Annotated in this window: 14 protein-coding genes; 7 read left to right on the top strand and 7 right to left on the bottom strand. The window is 75.7% G+C overall.

Annotation, left to right across the window (positions count from 1 at the left end):
- The first annotated feature begins 52 nt into the window (after positions 1-52).
- From QDR37_RS12375 to QDR37_RS12365, 3 genes are all read left to right on the top strand, one after another.
- Complete coding sequence (locus QDR37_RS12375; protein WP_279714081.1) at positions 53-964, top strand: diacylglycerol kinase family protein; 912 nt, start codon at positions 53-55, stop codon at positions 962-964.
- Positions 965-1,050: 86 nt separating this feature from the next.
- Positions 1,051-2,397 carry an aminotransferase class V-fold PLP-dependent enzyme gene (locus QDR37_RS12370; protein WP_279714080.1) on the top strand — a complete coding sequence of 449 codons (1,347 nt, stop codon included), beginning with the start codon at positions 1,051-1,053 and terminating at the stop codon, positions 2,395-2,397.
- Complete coding sequence (locus tag QDR37_RS12365; RefSeq protein ID WP_279714079.1) at positions 2,394-2,936, top strand: GNAT family N-acetyltransferase; 543 nt, start codon at positions 2,394-2,396, stop codon at positions 2,934-2,936. The genes QDR37_RS12370 and QDR37_RS12365 overlap by 4 nt, the downstream gene beginning before the upstream one ends.
- Here QDR37_RS12365 and QDR37_RS12360 read toward each other — a convergent pair.
- The 6 genes from QDR37_RS12360 to QDR37_RS12335 all read right to left on the bottom strand — a co-directional run bounded on the left by QDR37_RS12360 (position 2,872) and on the right by QDR37_RS12335 (position 9,644).
- Positions 2,872-4,326 (bottom strand): aromatic amino acid lyase, encoded by a 1,455-nt coding sequence (locus QDR37_RS12360; RefSeq protein ID WP_279714078.1) that lies wholly within the window; start codon positions 4,324-4,326, stop codon positions 2,872-2,874. The genes QDR37_RS12365 and QDR37_RS12360 overlap by 65 nt on opposite strands.
- A gap of 2 nt (positions 4,327-4,328) precedes the next feature.
- Positions 4,329-5,630: an NtaA/DmoA family FMN-dependent monooxygenase gene (locus tag QDR37_RS12355; protein ID WP_279714077.1), complete on the bottom strand. Its 1,302-nt coding sequence runs from the start codon at positions 5,628-5,630 to the stop codon at positions 4,329-4,331.
- A gap of 16 nt (positions 5,631-5,646) precedes the next feature.
- On the bottom strand, positions 5,647-6,639 hold the full coding sequence (locus tag QDR37_RS12350; protein ID WP_279714076.1) for a PLP-dependent cysteine synthase family protein: 993 nt from the start codon (positions 6,637-6,639) through the stop codon (positions 5,647-5,649).
- Between the two features lie 58 nt (positions 6,640-6,697).
- Entirely contained in the window at positions 6,698-7,630 is a 933-nt protein-coding gene (locus tag QDR37_RS12345) for a hypothetical protein (protein ID WP_279714075.1), read from the bottom strand.
- A 70-nt stretch (positions 7,631-7,700) separates the two neighbouring features.
- Positions 7,701-8,714 (bottom strand): proline racemase family protein, encoded by a 1,014-nt coding sequence (locus tag QDR37_RS12340; RefSeq protein WP_279714074.1) that lies wholly within the window; start codon positions 8,712-8,714, stop codon positions 7,701-7,703.
- Between the two features lie 3 nt (positions 8,715-8,717).
- The gene (locus QDR37_RS12335) at positions 8,718-9,644 is read right to left on the bottom strand and encodes a dihydrodipicolinate synthase family protein (protein ID WP_279714073.1); all 927 of its coding nucleotides are present in this window, start codon (positions 9,642-9,644) and stop codon (positions 8,718-8,720) included.
- Between the two features lie 183 nt (positions 9,645-9,827).
- On the opposite strand from QDR37_RS12335, the gene QDR37_RS12330 reads away from it, so the two are divergent.
- The 4 genes from QDR37_RS12330 to QDR37_RS12315 all read left to right on the top strand — a co-directional run bounded on the left by QDR37_RS12330 (position 9,828) and on the right by QDR37_RS12315 (position 14,854).
- Positions 9,828-10,808 carry an SDR family oxidoreductase gene (locus QDR37_RS12330; protein WP_279714072.1) on the top strand — a complete coding sequence of 327 codons (981 nt, stop codon included), beginning with the start codon at positions 9,828-9,830 and terminating at the stop codon, positions 10,806-10,808.
- A 160-nt stretch (positions 10,809-10,968) separates the two neighbouring features.
- Positions 10,969-11,748 carry a DeoR/GlpR family DNA-binding transcription regulator gene (locus QDR37_RS12325; protein WP_279714071.1) on the top strand — a complete coding sequence of 260 codons (780 nt, stop codon included), beginning with the start codon at positions 10,969-10,971 and terminating at the stop codon, positions 11,746-11,748.
- Between the two features lie 67 nt (positions 11,749-11,815).
- Positions 11,816-13,882, top strand: coding sequence for a fructose-specific PTS transporter subunit EIIC (locus QDR37_RS12320; RefSeq protein ID WP_279714070.1), 2,067 nt, complete (start codon positions 11,816-11,818; stop codon positions 13,880-13,882).
- Positions 13,883-13,966: 84 nt separating this feature from the next.
- Entirely contained in the window at positions 13,967-14,854 is an 888-nt protein-coding gene (locus QDR37_RS12315; protein WP_279714069.1) for an NUDIX hydrolase, read from the top strand.
- Here the strand turns inward: QDR37_RS12315 and QDR37_RS12310 are convergent.
- The gene (locus QDR37_RS12310) at positions 14,842-15,315 is read right to left on the bottom strand and encodes a hypothetical protein (RefSeq protein ID WP_279714068.1); all 474 of its coding nucleotides are present in this window, start codon (positions 15,313-15,315) and stop codon (positions 14,842-14,844) included. The two genes, QDR37_RS12315 and QDR37_RS12310, sit on opposite strands and share 13 nt — an antisense overlap.
- Positions 15,316-15,329: the final 14 nt, after the last annotated feature.

Genomic DNA, 15,329 nt, shown 5'->3' with positions numbered 1-15,329 from the left:
GGCGTCGCTGGGGACCGCGCCCGGACGTCTCGACGGATGGGACACTCCATGCGTGGCGGTGCAGCTCGTGGTGGTGGTGAACCCCACCGCGGGGCGGGGGCGTCGCGCCGAGCTCGCCGACGTCGCGATCGAGCGGCTCCGCGCCGCCGGGCACGCCGTCGAGCGGCTGCAGGCCGTCGATGCGCCGACGCTCGAGCGGCTGCTCCGGCGGCGGCTCGACGTGAACCCGCCCGGCGCGGTCGTCGTCGCGGGCGGCGACGGCACCGTGCACCTCGTCGCGAACGTGCTGGCCCGCTCCGGGATCCCGCTCGGGATCCTGCCGATCGGCTCCGGCAACGACGCCGCCCGGAGCATCGGGATCCCGCATGACGACCCCGACGCGTGCTGCGCGCGCCTCATCGCCGCGCTCGCCACGGACGACCTCGCGACGAAGCCGGTCGACGCGGTGCGCACGAGCACCGGCCGCTGGTTCGTCGGTGTGCTCTCCGCCGGGTTCGACGCCGCGGTCAACGAGCGCGCCAACACGCTCCGCTGGCCGCGGGGGCAGGCGCGGTACGTGCTCGCGGTGCTGCTCGAACTCGCGAGGCTCACGCCGCACCGCTACCGCATCACGATCGACCGCGACGCCAGGCAGGTCGACGCCGTCCTCGTCGCCGTCGCGAACACCTCGACGTTCGGGGGCGGCATGCGCATCGCACCGGGCGCCTCGACGGCCGACGGGCTGCTCGACGTCGTCGTCGCGACGCCCCTGCCGAGGTTCCGCCTGCTGCAGCTGCTGCCGCGGGTGTTCGCGGGCACGCATCTGACGGACGACCATGTCGCCGTCGTGCACGGCCGCGTCGTCACGGTCGACGTGGCCGACCGCACCGGCCCGACGCCCGTCGCGTACGCGGACGGCGAACGGCTCGGCCCCCTGCCGGTCACCTGCGAGGTGGTGGCGGCAGCGCTCGCCGTGCTCGCCTGACCTCCCGGGTCGCGGCGCGTCGCCCTGTTGCGCCGCGTTGCGGGCACCCGTCGCGGCGCCGCCGCTCCCCGTCCTACCGTGGCGCCATGCCGGCATCGGTCGCAGCCCTCGACGTCCCCCTGCTGCCGGTGGTCGGCGCGGGGATGCCGGTGCCGCTCGTCGGCGGCGGCTCGGTGCGGGGGGTCGACCTCGACCTCGCGGCCACCGCACCGGCGCTCAGCGCGGTCGCCGCGCACGTCGCCGCCGTGCTGCCGCACCTCGGCAGCGTGCACCGCGGCGCGGGCTGGCGCAGCGAGCTCGCCACCGGGGCGGTCGAGTCCGCCAGGCGCACGATCGGCGCCTTCGTCGGCGCACGACCGGACGACGCGGTCGTGCTCACCCGGAGCACGACGGAGGCGCTGAACCTGCTCGCCGGCGCGGTGCCGGGCTCGACCGTGGTGCTCGACGTCGAGCACCACGCGAACCTGCTGCCGTGGGCGCGCTCGGCCGGCGGGGCGGTCGTCGTGCGCTCCGCCGAGACCTTCGCCGGCACGCTCGCCGCGCTCGAGCTCGCGCTCACGGCCGAGCGGCCCGCGCTGCTCGCCGTGACCGGCGCCTCGAACGTCACGGGCGAGGTGCTGCCGCTGCCGGAGCTCGTGGCGCTCGCGCGCCGCGCCGGTGCGCGCGTCGCCGTCGACGGCGCACAACTCGTGCCCCACCGCCGCATCGACCTCGGCGCCACCGGGGTCGACTACCTCGCCTTCTCCGGGCACAAGGCCTACGCGCCCTACGGCGCAGGGGCGCTCGTCGGCCGCGCCGACTGGCTCGACGCCGCCGCGCCGCACCTCGCGGGCGGCGGCGCCGTGCAGCGGGTCCGTCTCGTGGGCGCGCAGGCGATCGCCGACTGGCGGGACGGCGCCGCCCGGCACGAGGCCGGGACCCCGGACACCGTCGGCGCCGTCGCGATCGCCCGCGCCTTCGACGAGCTCGCGGCGCTCGACCCGGACGTCTGGTCCGCGCACGAGGCCGGGCTCCGCGACCGCCTCGTCGACGGCCTCGCCGCCGTACCGGGCGTGCGGGTGCTGCGGCTCTTCGCCGACCTCGACGACGCGGTCGGCGTCGTCTCGTTCACGCTCGACGGGCTCGATGCCCGCCTCGCCGCGCTCGCGCTCGCCGCCGAGCACGGCATCGGCGTCCGTGACGGCGGCTTCTGCGCCCACCCGGCGCTCGAGCGCCTCACGGGCGGTCGCCCCGCCCTCCGCGCGAGCCTCGGCGTCGGCACCACGCTCGCGGACGTCGACGCGCTCCTCGCGGCGGTGTCCGTGCTCGCCGCCGACGGACCCCGGGGCCGGTACGAGCGCGGTGCGGACGGCTGGCGGGTCGTCGGCGACGACCGGCCGCGGCCCGAGTGGGCGGTCCCGGCCGTCTCCCGGGCCTGCGGGGCGGGCTCGTGACCCTCGAGGTCCGCTGGGTGCGCGCCGACGACCCGCTGCTCGCACCGCTCGTCGAGGACCTCGCCCGCGACTACGACGCGCGGTACGAGCCGACCGACGGCGTCCCGTCGAGCGCCGAGCTGACGCGCTACCCGGCGGCGGCGTTCGCTCCGGAGCAGGGCGGCGCGTTCGTCGCGCTGCTCGACGACGGCGAGCTGGTCGCCGGCGGCGCGCTCAAGCGCGGCCGGCCGGGGCCGGACGGCCGGCCCCTCGCCGAGCTGAAGCGGATGTGGACGTCTCCGGCGCACCGGCGGCGCGGCCTCGCCGGCCGGGTGCTCGCCGAGCTCGAGCAGCGCGCCGCCGCCCTCGGCTACACCGGGCTCGAGCTGACGACCGGCGCACGGCAGCCGGAGGCCGTCGCCCTCTACCTCCGGCACGGGTGGACGCCCGACTTCGACGTGCGGGACGACTGGGAGCGGGTGTCCTACCTGCGCTTCACCCGGCCAGCGCCTCCGCCGCCTGCTGCACCAGCGCCTCCGCCGGCAGCCCGTCGTCGATGATCGCGACGAGCCGGGCCGCGAGCGGGGCGGTCCCCGCGCCGAGCGCGGCGGGCTCGGCGCCGCGGATCAGCGACGCGGCGTGGAGCGCCTCGATCGCGAGCACCTCGAGCACGAGGTCCGCGGCGCGGTGCCCCGCCTCGGCGGCGGTCCACGCGAAGGTCGCGTAGTCCTCGACGACCGAGAGCGGCGCGGCGCCGAGCGTCACCGGGGCGGCGAGGGCCCGCAGCTCGGCGAGGTCGCCGGCCGCCGTGTAGGCGAGCAGGCCGGGCATCCCGGCGCGATCCGCTGCCCGCAGCCGCGCTGCGAGCCGGGAGAGCACGGCGATGCGCCGCTCGGCGATGCCCGCGAGGTGTGCGAGTCCGATCCGGGCCCGCTCGAGGTCGAGCGCGAGCCGCACCGGCGCGAAGTTGCCGTTCGCCGTGATCGTGCCCGTGCCGGTGTCGACGAGGGGGTTCTCGGGCCGTGCCTCGAGCTCGAGGTCGACCGTGGTGAGCAGCGCGTCCGCGGTGTCGGCGAGCGCTCCGTGCACCTGCGGGGCGCAGCGGAAGCAGAGCTCGTCCTGCACCGCCCGCTCGCGGTCCTCCGCGGTGAGGAACGACCCGGCGAGCAGCTCGCGCACCGTCGCGGCGGACGCCGCCTGGCCGAGGTCGCCGCGGTCGGCGCTCGCGACGGCCGAGAAGGGGCCGAGGTCGCCGGAGGGCCGGTGCAGCGCCGCGGCCTCCAGCGCGAGCGCGACCGTGCGGTCCGCCGCCTCAGCGAGCTCCTCGACCCGTGCCGCGAGCACCGCGGCGGAGCCGAGCGCGAAGGCGTTCGTGTTGATGAGCGACAGCGCCTCGTGCGCGGCGAGCGCGAGCGGACGGATGCCCGCCGCGGCGAGCGCCTCGGCGGCGGGTGCGGCCGTGCCGTCGGCGCGGAGCACCTCGCCCTCGCCGGTCAGCACGGCGGCGACCGCGGCGTTCTGCGGCAGGTCCGCGGCGCCGACCGAGCCGCGGTCGCGCACGAGGGGCACGACGTGGGCGTTCAGCAGCGCGGCGAGGGCGTCGGCGACCTCGGGACGGGCGCCGGAGCCGCCGCCCGTCAGGTGCGCGAGCCGCGCGGCGATCGCGGCGCGCACGACGACCGCGGGCACCGGCTCGCCGACGGCGCCGAGGTGGTTGCGGATCACCTGCCGCTGGAACGCCGCCTGGTCGGCGACCGCGTCGCCGTGCCCGGCGCCGAGCCGGCGGGTGAGGCCGTACACCGCGTCGCCGCGCTCGAGGGCGCCCTCGAGCAGGTTCCGCGCCACGGCCATCCGCGTGCGCGCGGAGGGACCGACGCGCACGGGCTCGCCGTCGGCGACGTCGAGCAGCTGGTCGGCGGTGAGCGGGTCGGCGCCGAGGACGACGGGCACGGTCAGAACGCCGCGAGGTTCGCGCGGAGGCCCCGGTCCGAGAGCCCGGTGCGGAGCAGGCCCGCCCGGCGCAGGGCGGGCACGAGCGGGTCGAGGGTGCGGTGCACGTGCGCGGGGTGCACCTGGCCGGTGAACAGGAAGCCGTCGGCGCCGCTCTCGTCGCCGAGCGTCGCCAGGTGCTCCGCGATCTCGTCCGCGGTGCCGATCACGGCGAGCCCGTCGGCCTTCGCCCGGGCGGCGAGGATCTCGCGGAGCGTCGCGCCCGCGGGGGCGCTGCGGACGAAGTTGTCGAGCGTGCCCTGGTTGCTGTTCGTCGTGAGCTCCGGCAGCGGGGCGTCGAGGTCGAACCGGGCGAAGTCCGTGTTCGTGAGGTAGGAGATCGACTGCAGCTGCTCGTCGATCGCCGCCTGCGTGAGCTGCGAGCGGGCGCGACGCACCTCGCCCGTCTCCGCGGCGTTCGCGGTCGGGATGGGGTTCACGACGAAGAGGACGGTGATCGACTCCGGGTCCCGGCCCGACTCGGCGGCCACGGCGCGGATGTCGTCGCGGTGCTGCTTCATGCGCTCCGCGGTCGAGGCGAGCGCGAGCACGACGTCGGCGTGCTTGCCGGCGAAGGCGCGGCCGCGGCCGGAGGCGCCGGCCTGCACGAGCACCGGCTCCTCCTCGGGCGGCACGGTGTTCAGGGGGCCGCGCACCCGGAAGAAGCGGCCCTCGTGGTCGATGCGGTGCACCTTCGTGTGGTCGGCGAAGACGCCGTGCTCGACGTCCTCGACGATCGCGCCCGGGTCCCAGCTGCGCCAGAGCGCGCGGATCACGTCGACCCACTCGTCGGCGCGGTCGTAGCGCAGGTCGTGCTCGGTCTGCTTGTCGAGCCCGTAGTTCTGCGCCGCGAGGTCGCTGCCCGAGGTGACGACGTTGAACCCGAGCCGGTTCTGCGCGAAGTGCTGCAGCGTCGCGAGCTGCCGGGCCGCGGTGTACGGCTCGGTGAAGCTCGCCGAGATCGTCGGCACGATGCCGATGCGGCTCGTGGCGCCGAGGAGGTACGGCACGAGCGGGAGCGGGTCGTGCTTCGGCACGAACCGGGCTGCGGCGAGGTTCACCTCGGCGGTCCCGCGGTACGTGTCGGGCACGGCGACGCCGTCCTCGATCACGAGCAGGTCGAGGCCGGCCGCCTCGAACGCGCGCACCGCGTCCTGGTAGACGCCCGGCTGCTTCCAGTCGTAGCCGATGCCGTACGTCGTGTCGCCCCAGCCCTGCACGCCGAAGCCCGCCCCGAGGAACCAGCCGAAGTGCCGCAGCGTCATCGTTCGCCTCGCAGGGTCATCGTGGGCCTCCCAGCGCCTCGGACAGGTAGTTCCCGCCGCCGTCCGACGACACGACGACGACCACGTCGTCGGCGGTCAGCCCGGCGGCGACCTCGAGCGCGACGGCGACCGCGAGGCCCGAGGAGGGGCCGAGCAGCAGCGCCTCCTCCGCGGCGAGCCGGCGCACCGTCTCGAAGACGACGTCGTCCGAAGCGCTCCGCACCTCGTCGGGCACCCCGGCGTCGAAGCTGGCGGGCCAGTGGCTCCGCGGCCAGCGGGTGCCGACCCCCTCGACGCGGATCTCCCCGGGCGCGCCGCCGCCGTAGGTGGAGCCCTCGGGGTTCGCGCCGATGACGCGCACCGCGCCGCCGCTCGCCTCCTTGAGGAAGCGCCCCGTGCCCGAGATCGTGCCGCCCGTGCCGATGCCGGCGACGAGGTGCGTCACCCGGCCGCCGGTCTGCTCCCAGATCTCCGGACCGGTGGAGCGGTAGTGCGCCGACGGGTTCGCGTGGTTGTCGTACTGGTGGCTGCGCCAGGCGCCGCGCTCGGCCGCGATGCGGTCGGCGACGGCCCGCGGGTTGTCGGGGTCGTCGGGGCCCGCGTCCCAGTCGGCCTCGACGAGCTCGGCCCCGTAGAGCGCGGCCGTCGCCCGCTTCTCGGCGGACATGTTCGGGCCGTGCACGAGCACCACGGGGTGCCCGGTGAGACGCCCGACGAGCGCGAGGCCCACGCCGGTGTTGCCGGAGGTGGACTCGACGATCGTCGCGCCGGGTGCGAGGTCGCCCGCGGCCTCGGCAGCGCGGATCATGGAGAGCGCGGGGCGGTCCTTCGCGCTGCCGCCGGGGTTGCGGCCCTCGAGCTTCACGAGCACCTGCGGCGCGACGGCGCGTGCGAGCACGCCGAGCCGGACGACCGGGGTCCGGCCGATGAGGTCGAGCACCGAGTCGGCGACGCCCGGCATCGCCGGGTCCGTCCGGGCGGGGCCGGGGAGCAGGGACGAGGGACGCATCCGCTCCAGGGTAGGAGCCGGAGGCACGCTGCCGCCGCAGGTGACGGCGGATGACCGACTACTCGTTCAGCCGCTCGACGAGCGCGTGCTTCGGGAGGTTCGAGACGCCCTGGAGCCCCCGTCGCTTCGCCTCCTGGCGGAGGTGCACGAGGGTCCACGAGTCGTTCGGCCGGCCGTCCTGGGGCGCGTGGGGGAGCGGCGGCGTGTAGGCCCGGTCGCCCGCGGCGGCGTCCACGGTCCCGCCGCCCGCGGGCGACGGCGTCGCGGGCAGGGCGGGCTCGTCCCGGGTGAAGACCGCGGCCGCATCGATGGCGGCCTCGACGGGAGGCGCCTCGGGGTCCGCCACCTCGGCCTGCGCGGTCGCGTCGTCGAGCCGCTCCGCGACGTCCCGGGCCACGTCGGCGACGGTCTCCTGCGGGGCGGCGGCAGCGGCGAGCTCGGCGCCGAGCAGGGCGTCGGCGACGGTCGCCTCGACCGCCGCGTCGACCCGCTGCTCGGCCGCGCGCTCCTCGGCCGCGAGGGCGAGCGCGCGGCGCTCGTCGTCGAGCTGCTGCTGCACCTGCCGCAGGCGGTGCTCCGCGTCGACGAGCTTCGCCTCGGTGTCGCGGAGCGCGAGCTTCAGCACCTCGACCTGGTCCGGCTGCGGGCGGGCGGCGTCGCCGGCGGGCTTCCCTCCGGCCTGCTGCGACCGCCGGCCCTGCCGTGCCTCGGCCTTCTGGGCCTTGCGCGCGGCCTTCTCGGCCTTCGCCTGCCGCTTCCGGTCCTTCGCCTCGGCCTTCCGGGCCTTCTTGCCCTTCTTGCCGGCGTCCTTCTTGCCGCGGTCCTTCTTGGCCCGAGCGCCGCCGCCGCCGGGCGTGGGCACCGTCAGCAGCGCGACCGCGTCGCGGAGCGCGTCGCCCGCGCTCGCCGCCGCACCGCGCTTCGCGGCGCCCTTGCCGCGCTTCGCGCCCCTGGCCGTGTCGTCGGCCTTGTTCTTGCTCTTCTTCACCATCGTTCGTCCTCCGACCGATCCCGTCGGCGCCACGATAGCCACGCCGGGTGTCGCCGCACCCGGCGGATGCTCAGGGCACGGGTTCGAAGACGAAGCCGTGCGGGAACGGGTCGGTGGGGTCGAGCAGGTAGTCGGCGCGGCCGGTGACCCACGCCCGCCCCGTGATCGTCGGCACGACCGCCGGCCGCCCGGCGACCGTGGTCTCGCGGACGAGCCGGCCGACGAACCGCGTGCCGAGGAACGACTCGTTCACGAAGTCCTGGAGAAGCGGCAGCTCGCCGCGTCCCCAGAGCTCGGCCATGCGCGCCGAGGTGCCGGTGCCGCAGGGGGAGCGGTCGAACCAGCCGGGATGGATGGCCATCGCGTGGCGGGAGTGCCGCGCGCCGGCGCCGGGCGCGAGGAACTCGACGTGGTGGCAGACGTCCACCCCCGCGATCTCCGGGTGGTGCGGCGCGTCCGTCTCGTTGATCGCCCGCATGATCGCGAGACCCGCGTCGAGGATCGGGCGGGCGGCGGCGCGCTCGAACGGCAGGCCGACCGCGTCGAGCTCCACCATCGCGTAGAAGTTGCCGCCGAAGGCGAGGCTGTAGGGCACGGTGCCGTGGCCCGGGACGTCGATGCGGGCGTCGAGGCGCTCGGGGTAGCTCGGCACGTTCTCGATCGTGACCGAGTCGGCGTGCCCGTCGCGGACGGCGACGGTGGCGACGACGAGGCCTGCGGGGGTGTCGAGCCTGATCGTCGTCACCGGCTCGACGACCGGCACCATCCCCGTCTCGACGAGCACGGTCGCGACGCCGATCGTGCCGTGCCCGCACATCGGCAGCAGGCCCGACACCTCGATGTAGAGCACGCCCCAGTCGCAGTCGGCCCGGGTGGGCGGCTGCAGGATCGCGCCGCTCATCGCCGGGTGGCCGCGCGGCTCGTCCATGAGGAAGTGGCGCAGGTCGTCGAGGTGCTCCTGGAAGTACCGGCGTCGCTCGTTCATGGTCGCGCCGGGGACGGGCGCGACGCCGCCGGTGACGACGCGGGTCGGCATGCCCTCCGTGTGCGAGTCGACGGCGCTGATCAGCCGCGCGGCGCGCACCGGCTACGCCTGCAGCAGTGCACGGCCGGCGGCGAGCGCCCGCTCGGTGTCGCGGCGGATCACCGCCTGCTGCTCGGCCGGGAGCGGCCCGCGCGGCGGCCTCGTCGGGCCGCCGGTGCTCTCGCCCGCGACGTCGATCGAGTACTTGATCGCCTGCACGAACTCCGTCCTCGAGTCCCAGGAGAAGACCGGAGCCATCTCGGTGAAGAGCGCACGCCCCTCGTCGATGCGCCCGGCGGTGAGCAGGTCGTAGAGCCGGACCGCCTCGCGCGGGAAGGCGTTCGGGTAGCCGGCGAACCACCCGGTGGCGCCGGAGACGAGCGCCTCGAACAGCAGGTCGTCGGCGCCCGCGATGACGTCGATGTCGCACCGCTCGCGGATCTCGCGCACCCGCCGGGCGTCGAGGGAGAACTCCTTGATGGCGACGACCTCGGGCAGCGCCGCGAGCTCGGCGACGAGGTCGGGCACGAGGTCGACCTTCGTGTCGATCGGGTTGTTGTACATCATGATCGGCAGGCCGACCTCGGCCACCTTCGCGTAGTGGGTCAGCACCTCCTGCCGGTTCGCGCGGTACAGCGTGGGCGGCAGCAGCAGCACCCCGTCGGCGCCGTCCTCGGCGGCGAGCTCGGCCCAGCGCCTCGCCTGGTGCCAGCCGACGCCGTGCACCCCGGCGATGACGAGCGCCCGGTCGCCGACCGCGTCGACCGCCGTGCGCACGACCTGCCGGCGCTCCTCGTCGGTGAGCGACGAGTACTCGCCGAGCGAGCCGTTCGGGCCGACGCCCCGCACGCCGTTGTCGACGAGCCAGGAGCAGTGCGCGGCGTACCGCTCGTGGTCGACCGCGAGGCCACCGGGGGCGTCGTCGTCGGGGGTGAAGGGCAGGGTCGTCGCGACGACCACCCCGCCCAGGTCGAGCGTCCGTCCGGCCATGCGCGCCTCCTCGTCGATGCCTGACCTCGATCGTATTGAGGCCCGCTGCAGCGCACGTCGGGCGTCCAGGCGGGCGAGGGGGCGCGCTCGTAGTGTGGGCTCGGCGAGGGCGGCCCACGGGACGGCCCGAGCCGTTCGCGGTGGCGCGCCGAGCGGGCCTCGGCGCCGACGACAAGGAGATCCATGCCCCTCCGCATCCTGTTCCTCGGCGGCTCCGGGATCATCAGCTCCGCGAGCGTGCGGCTGGCCGCCGCCCGCGGCCATGAGGTCACCGTGCTGAACCGCGGCCGCACCACCCACCGACCGCTGCCCGACAGCGTCGAGACGCTCGTCGCCGATCAGCGCGACGCGGCCGCGGTCGACGCGGCGCTCGGCGACCGCGAGTTCGACGTCGTCGCGCAGTTCCTCGCGTTCACCCCGGAGCACGTGCAGACCGACCTCGACCGCTTCCGCGGTCGCACCGGCCAGTACGTCTTCATCTCGAGCGCGTCCGCGTACCAGAAGCCGCCGGCGTCGGTGCCCGTCACCGAGTCGACGCCGCTGAAGAACCCGTTCTGGCAGTACTCGCGCGACAAGATCGCGTGCGAGGACCTGCTGATGCGCGCCTACCGCGACGACGACCTGCCGATGACGATCGTGCGGCCGTCGCACACCTACGACGACTCGACGCTCCCGACTCTCGGCGGCTGGACCGACATCGCACGGATGCGGCAGGGCAAGCCGGTGATCGTGCACGGGGACGGCACGACCCAGTGGACCCTGACGCACACCGACGACTTCGCCGTGGGCTTCGTCGGCCTGCTCGGTCGCCCCGAGACCGTCGGCAACGCCTACACGATCACCGGCGACTCCGCGCCGACATGGGACCAGGTGTACACCTGGCTCGGGCGCGCGGCGGGCGCGGAGCCGACCCTCGTGCACGTCGCGTCCGAGACGATCGCCCGCGAGCTGCCCGACAAGGGACCGGGCCTCGTCGGCGACAAGGCGCACTCGATGGTGTTCGACACGACGAAGCTGCGCCGCATCGTGCCCGAGTTCACGACGACGATCCCGTACGTCGAGGGCGCGCGGCGCACCCTGGCCTGGTTCGACGCCCATGAGGACGCGCAGCAGGTCGACGACGAGCTGGACGCGGCCTTCGACCGCCTCGCGGAGCGCGGCTAGCGGGTCCGACCGCACTCCTCCGGTGAGCGCCGGACGTCCCGAGCGGCGTCCGGCGCTCTTCTTCGTTTGAGTCCGATTCGGTCTTCACATCTGTTGATTGTTGGGCTAGCCTCCACACGAACACAGATCCGGGCACTGCGGCCCGGGGGCGGGGCAGCACATGTACGCGACGGAGCGGCACCACCGGATCCTCGAGCAGCTCGACGCGGCGGGGCGCGTCTCGGTCGCCTCGCTCGCGCGCTCGCTCGACGTGACCGGCGAGACCATCCGGCGGGACCTCGACCTGCTCGAGGGCGCCGGGGTGCTGCGCCGGGTGCACGGGGGCGCCGTCCGGGCCGGCAGCGGCTTCGAGCTCGGGCTGCAGGAGCGCACGGAGCGCAACAGCGCCGCGAAGCGCGCCATCGCCCGTGCTGCGCTCGCCCTCGTGCCGCGCACGGTGCCCGCCTCCGTCGCGCTCGACGCCGGATCCACGACCGGCGCGCTCGCCGACCTCCTCGCCGACTGGAGCCCCGAGGGCGGGACGACGCTCGACGTCGTCACGAACGCGATGCCGCTCGTGCTGCGGCTGCAGGACAACCGCGCGCTCGCCGTCCACGCGATCGGCGGCGTCGTCCGCCCCACCACGAGCGCCGCCGTCGGCGCCGCCACCGTCGAGGGCTTCGCCCGTCTGCGGCCCGACCTCGCCTTCGTCGGCGCGAACGGCCTGTCCGCCTCGTTCGGCCTCTCCACCCCCGACGAGCGCGAGGCCGCCGTGAAGGCCGCGATGGTCCGCTCGGCCCGCCGCACCATCGCGCTCGTCGACTCCTCGAAGCACGGCGAGGAGTCGTTCATGCGCTTCGCCGAGCTCGCCGACATCGACACCCTCGTCACCGACCGCGCCCCCGACGGGGACCTCGCCGCCGCGCTCGCCGCAGCGGACGTCGAGGTCGTCGTCGCCTGACCGGTTTCCCCCTCCCTCCTCCGACCGTCCTCCCTCCCGTCGACCCCCTCATCCCTGAAGGAGCGCCATGCCAGCCCTCATCACGCGGGACCTCGTCCTGCTCGACGCCGACCTCGGCACCGACCGGCAGGGGGTGATCCGCGCGCTCGCCGAGCGGGTCGTCGCCGCCGGCCGCGCCACCGAGGTCGACGGCCTCTACGCCGACGCGTGGGCACGCGAGCAGAAGACGGACACGGGCGTGCCGGGCGGCATCGCCATCCCGCACTGCCGCTCGAAGGCGGTGCTCGAGCCGACGCTCGCGATGGCGCGCCTGCAGCCCGGCGTCGACTTCGGCGCCTTCGACGGGCCCGCCGACATCGTGTTCTTCATCGCCGCCCCCGACGGCGCCGGCCAGCTGCACCTCGCGCTGCTCGCGAAGCTCGCCCGCTCGCTCATCGACGAGTCCTTCGTCGCCGAGCTCCGCTCCGCCCCGACGCCCGAGCGCATCGTCGAGCTCGTCGAGCGGGCGACCGCGGACGAGCCCGCGCAGGCCGCGGCGGAGAACCGTGCCGCGTCGAGCGCGCCGGCGGCGAGCGGCGGCGGGCCGCTGCTCGTCGGCATCACGTCCTGCGCCACCGGCATCGCCCACACCTACATGGCGGCCGACGCCCTCACCAACGCGGCGAAGAAGCTCGGGGTCGAGCTGCACATCGAGACGCAGGGCTCCGCGGGCTCGACCCCGCTCGACCCGGCGCTCATCGAGCGTGCCGGCGCGGTGATCTTCGCGAACGACGTCGACGTGCGCGACCGCGGCCGGTTCGCCGGCAAGCCCGTCGTGCAGGCGCCGGTGAAGCGCGGCATCGACCACCCGGACGACATGATCCGCGAGGCGATCGCCGCGGCGTCCGACCCGAACGCCCCGCGCGTGCAGGGCGCCGGCTCCGCCGCGGGCGGCACCTCCACCGGCCCGCGCGCGGGTGAGAGCGTCGGCGCGACGATCAAGCGGGTGCTGCTCACCGGCGTCAGCTACATGATCTCGTTCGTCGCCGCGGGCGGCCTGCTCATCGCCCTCGGCTTCCTGTTCGCGGGCTACGGCATCGCCCTCACGCCGAAGGGCGCAGCGGCGAACAACGCCGTGACGACGCTCACGAACTACACCCTCTTCCACCTGCCGCCGCAGGGCCTCCTCTACTACCTGGGCGCGGTGCTGTTCCAGATCGGTGGCCTGAGCTTCGGCTTCCTCGTCCCCGCGCTCGCCGGCTACATCGCCTACGCGATCGCCGACCGGCCGGGCATCGCCCCCGGCTTCGTCGCCGGCGCGGTCTCCGGGTTCCTCGGGGCGGGCTTCCTCGGCGGCATCGTCGGCGGCTTCCTCGCCGGGTACGCCGCGCTGCTGATCGGGCGCCCCGCGGTGCCGCGCTGGCTGCGCGGCCTGATGCCGGTCGTCATCATCCCGCTGCTCGCGTCGATCATCAGCTCCGGCCTCATGATCCTCGTGCTCGGCGGTCCCATCGCGGCGATCACGAAGGGCCTCACCGCCTGGCTGAACGGCCTGAACGGCGCCGGCGCGATCCTGCTCGGCATCGTCCTCGGCCTCATGATGTGCTTCGACCTCGGCGGCCCCGTGAACAAGACGGCCTACGTCTTCGCCACCACCGGTCTCGCGGCGGGCGGCACGGGCAGCTTCCGCATCATGGCCGCGGTCATGGCCGCCGGCATGGTGCCCCCGATCGCGATGGCGCTCGCGTCCACCGTGCTCTACCGCCGCGGCTTCAGCGAGGTCGAGCGGGAGAACGGCGCCGCCGCCTGGCTGCTCGGCGCGTCCTTCATCTCCGAGGGCGCCATCCCGTTCGCCGCGGCCGACCCGCTGCGCGTCATCCCCTCGAGCATGGTGGGCGGCGCCGTGACCGGCGCGCTCTCGATGGCGCTCGGCCTGCAGAGCCGCGCGCCGCACGGCGGCATCTTCGTGTTCTTCGCGATCGGCCCGACGTTCCTCGTGTCGTTCCTGCTCTGGTTCCTCACCATCGTGATCGGCGCGGTCGTCACCGCCGTCGTGCTGATCGCGCTGAAGCGGTTCGTCCGGCCCGGTGCGCGGCAGGCCGTCGAGGAGCCCTCGGCCACCGCGTCCGCCCAGCCGGTGGCGCAGGTCGCTTGACCCCGCTCCACCCCGGCCCGGCCCTTCCGCATCCGGAAGGGCCGGGCCGTCGTTCGTCCAGCGGGCGCGCCTAGCCTGATCGGCGTGGCGGGATCGGGTGCGCGGCCTTCCGGGGACGGATGGGTCGAGCTGCCCGACGGGCGTCGCTTCTGGGGCCGCGCCGGCGCCGCCGGGCTGCTGGCCGTGAGTCCCGCGGGAGCGGTGCTGCTGCAGCACCGCGTCGAGTGGAGCCACTTCGGCGGCACCTGGGGGCTGCCCGGAGGCGCCCGCGACCTGGGGGAGACCGCGCTCGAGGGGGCGCTGCGCGAGGCGCGGGAGGAGACCGGCATCGACGCGGCCGCGCTCCGGCCGCGGTTCGCGGTGCGGCTCGACCTCGACGTCTGGAGCTACACGACGGTCGCGGCCGACGCCCCGGCCGAGCTGCCCGTCGCGGTGTCGGACCGCGAGAGCACCGGCCTCGAGTGGGTCGCGGCCGACGAGGTCGACGCGCGCCCGCTGCACCCCGGCTTCGCGGACGCCTGGCCGCGGCTGCGCGCCCTGCTGCCGCAGCGCGACGCGCTCGTCGTCGACGTGGCGAACGTGATGGGCTCGCGACCCGACGGCTGGTGGCGGGACCGGCGAGGCGCCGCGGAGCGGCTGCTCGCCGCTCTGGCGGCCCGAACCGCGGCCGGGTTCGACGAGCCGGCCGCCGACGGGCCCCTGCCGGTCGTCGTGCGCTGGCCGCGCGTCGTCGCGGTCGTCGAGGGCGAGGCCCGTGGAGCGACCGCACCCGAGCCGGTCGAGCTGGTCGCCGCACCGGGCTCCGGGGACGACGCGATCGTGGACGTGACCCTGGACCTGCTCGGGCAGGGGTACCGCACGCGGGTCGTCACCGCCGACCGGGGGCTGCGGGAGCGCGTCGAGGCGGCGGGTGCCGCGGGGGAGCGGCCGGGCGACCTGCTCGGTCGGCTGAGCCCCGATCAGCTGGGCTGAGCCGGCTCCTCGACGGGCTGCGAAGCGCGCTCCGCGTCGAGCCGCCAGCCGGCGAGCCGCCGCACCTGCGCGTCGCGGTCGCCCGCCAGGCCTTCGACGAGCGGCAGCGGGAGGCCCGGGTTCAGCACGACCCAGCAGCGCACCCGCGGGTCGCGGTCGCCCGCGAGCGCCGTGAGCAGGCTCTGCGGGACCGTCTCGTTGCGGGCCACCTCGCCCCGCACCGCGGGATCGGCGTCGGCCGCGAGCGCCTCGAGCAGGTCGGCGGGCGCGTGCCGGTTCGAGGCGACGCTCTGCCTGATGCCCGGCTGCGGCGACCCGGCGAGCAGCCGCAGCCGCGCGATCTTGCTCTCGGTCACGGGCGGCGCGAGGTGCAGCACCGCGGCATCCGCCGCGGAGAGGCTCCTGCCGTCCTGCCGCATGGCCGTGCGCTGCGCCGAGGTGTTGAACCGGATGCAGGACATGTCGTCACGGTAGC

Origin of the sequence: Amnibacterium sp. CER49 (assembly GCF_029846255.1) — a bacterium.
Taxonomy (GTDB): domain Bacteria; phylum Actinomycetota; class Actinomycetes; order Actinomycetales; family Microbacteriaceae; genus Amnibacterium.
The sequence above is the reverse complement of the archived record's forward strand: the minus strand, read 5'-3'. Positions and strand labels throughout refer to the sequence as shown.

Coding starts and splice junctions, on each gene's coding strand:
- QDR37_RS12320 (WP_279714070.1), top strand. CDS start 11,816: ATGCCAGCCCTCATCACGCGGGACCTCGTCCTGCTCGACGCCGACCTC.
- QDR37_RS12325 (WP_279714071.1), top strand. CDS start 10,969: ATGTACGCGACGGAGCGGCACCACCGGATCCTCGAGCAGCTCGACGCG.
- QDR37_RS12330 (WP_279714072.1), top strand. CDS start 9,828: ATGCCCCTCCGCATCCTGTTCCTCGGCGGCTCCGGGATCATCAGCTCC.
- QDR37_RS12355 (WP_279714077.1), bottom strand. CDS start 5,630: ATGACGCTGCGGCACTTCGGCTGGTTCCTCGGGGCGGGCTTCGGCGTG.
- QDR37_RS12350 (WP_279714076.1), bottom strand. CDS start 6,639: ATGCGTCCCTCGTCCCTGCTCCCCGGCCCCGCCCGGACGGACCCGGCG.
- QDR37_RS12345 (WP_279714075.1), bottom strand. CDS start 7,630: ATGGTGAAGAAGAGCAAGAACAAGGCCGACGACACGGCCAGGGGCGCG.
- QDR37_RS12310 (WP_279714068.1), bottom strand. CDS start 15,315: ATGTCCTGCATCCGGTTCAACACCTCGGCGCAGCGCACGGCCATGCGG.
- QDR37_RS12335 (WP_279714073.1), bottom strand. CDS start 9,644: ATGGCCGGACGGACGCTCGACCTGGGCGGGGTGGTCGTCGCGACGACC.
- QDR37_RS12370 (WP_279714080.1), top strand. CDS start 1,051: ATGCCGGCATCGGTCGCAGCCCTCGACGTCCCCCTGCTGCCGGTGGTC.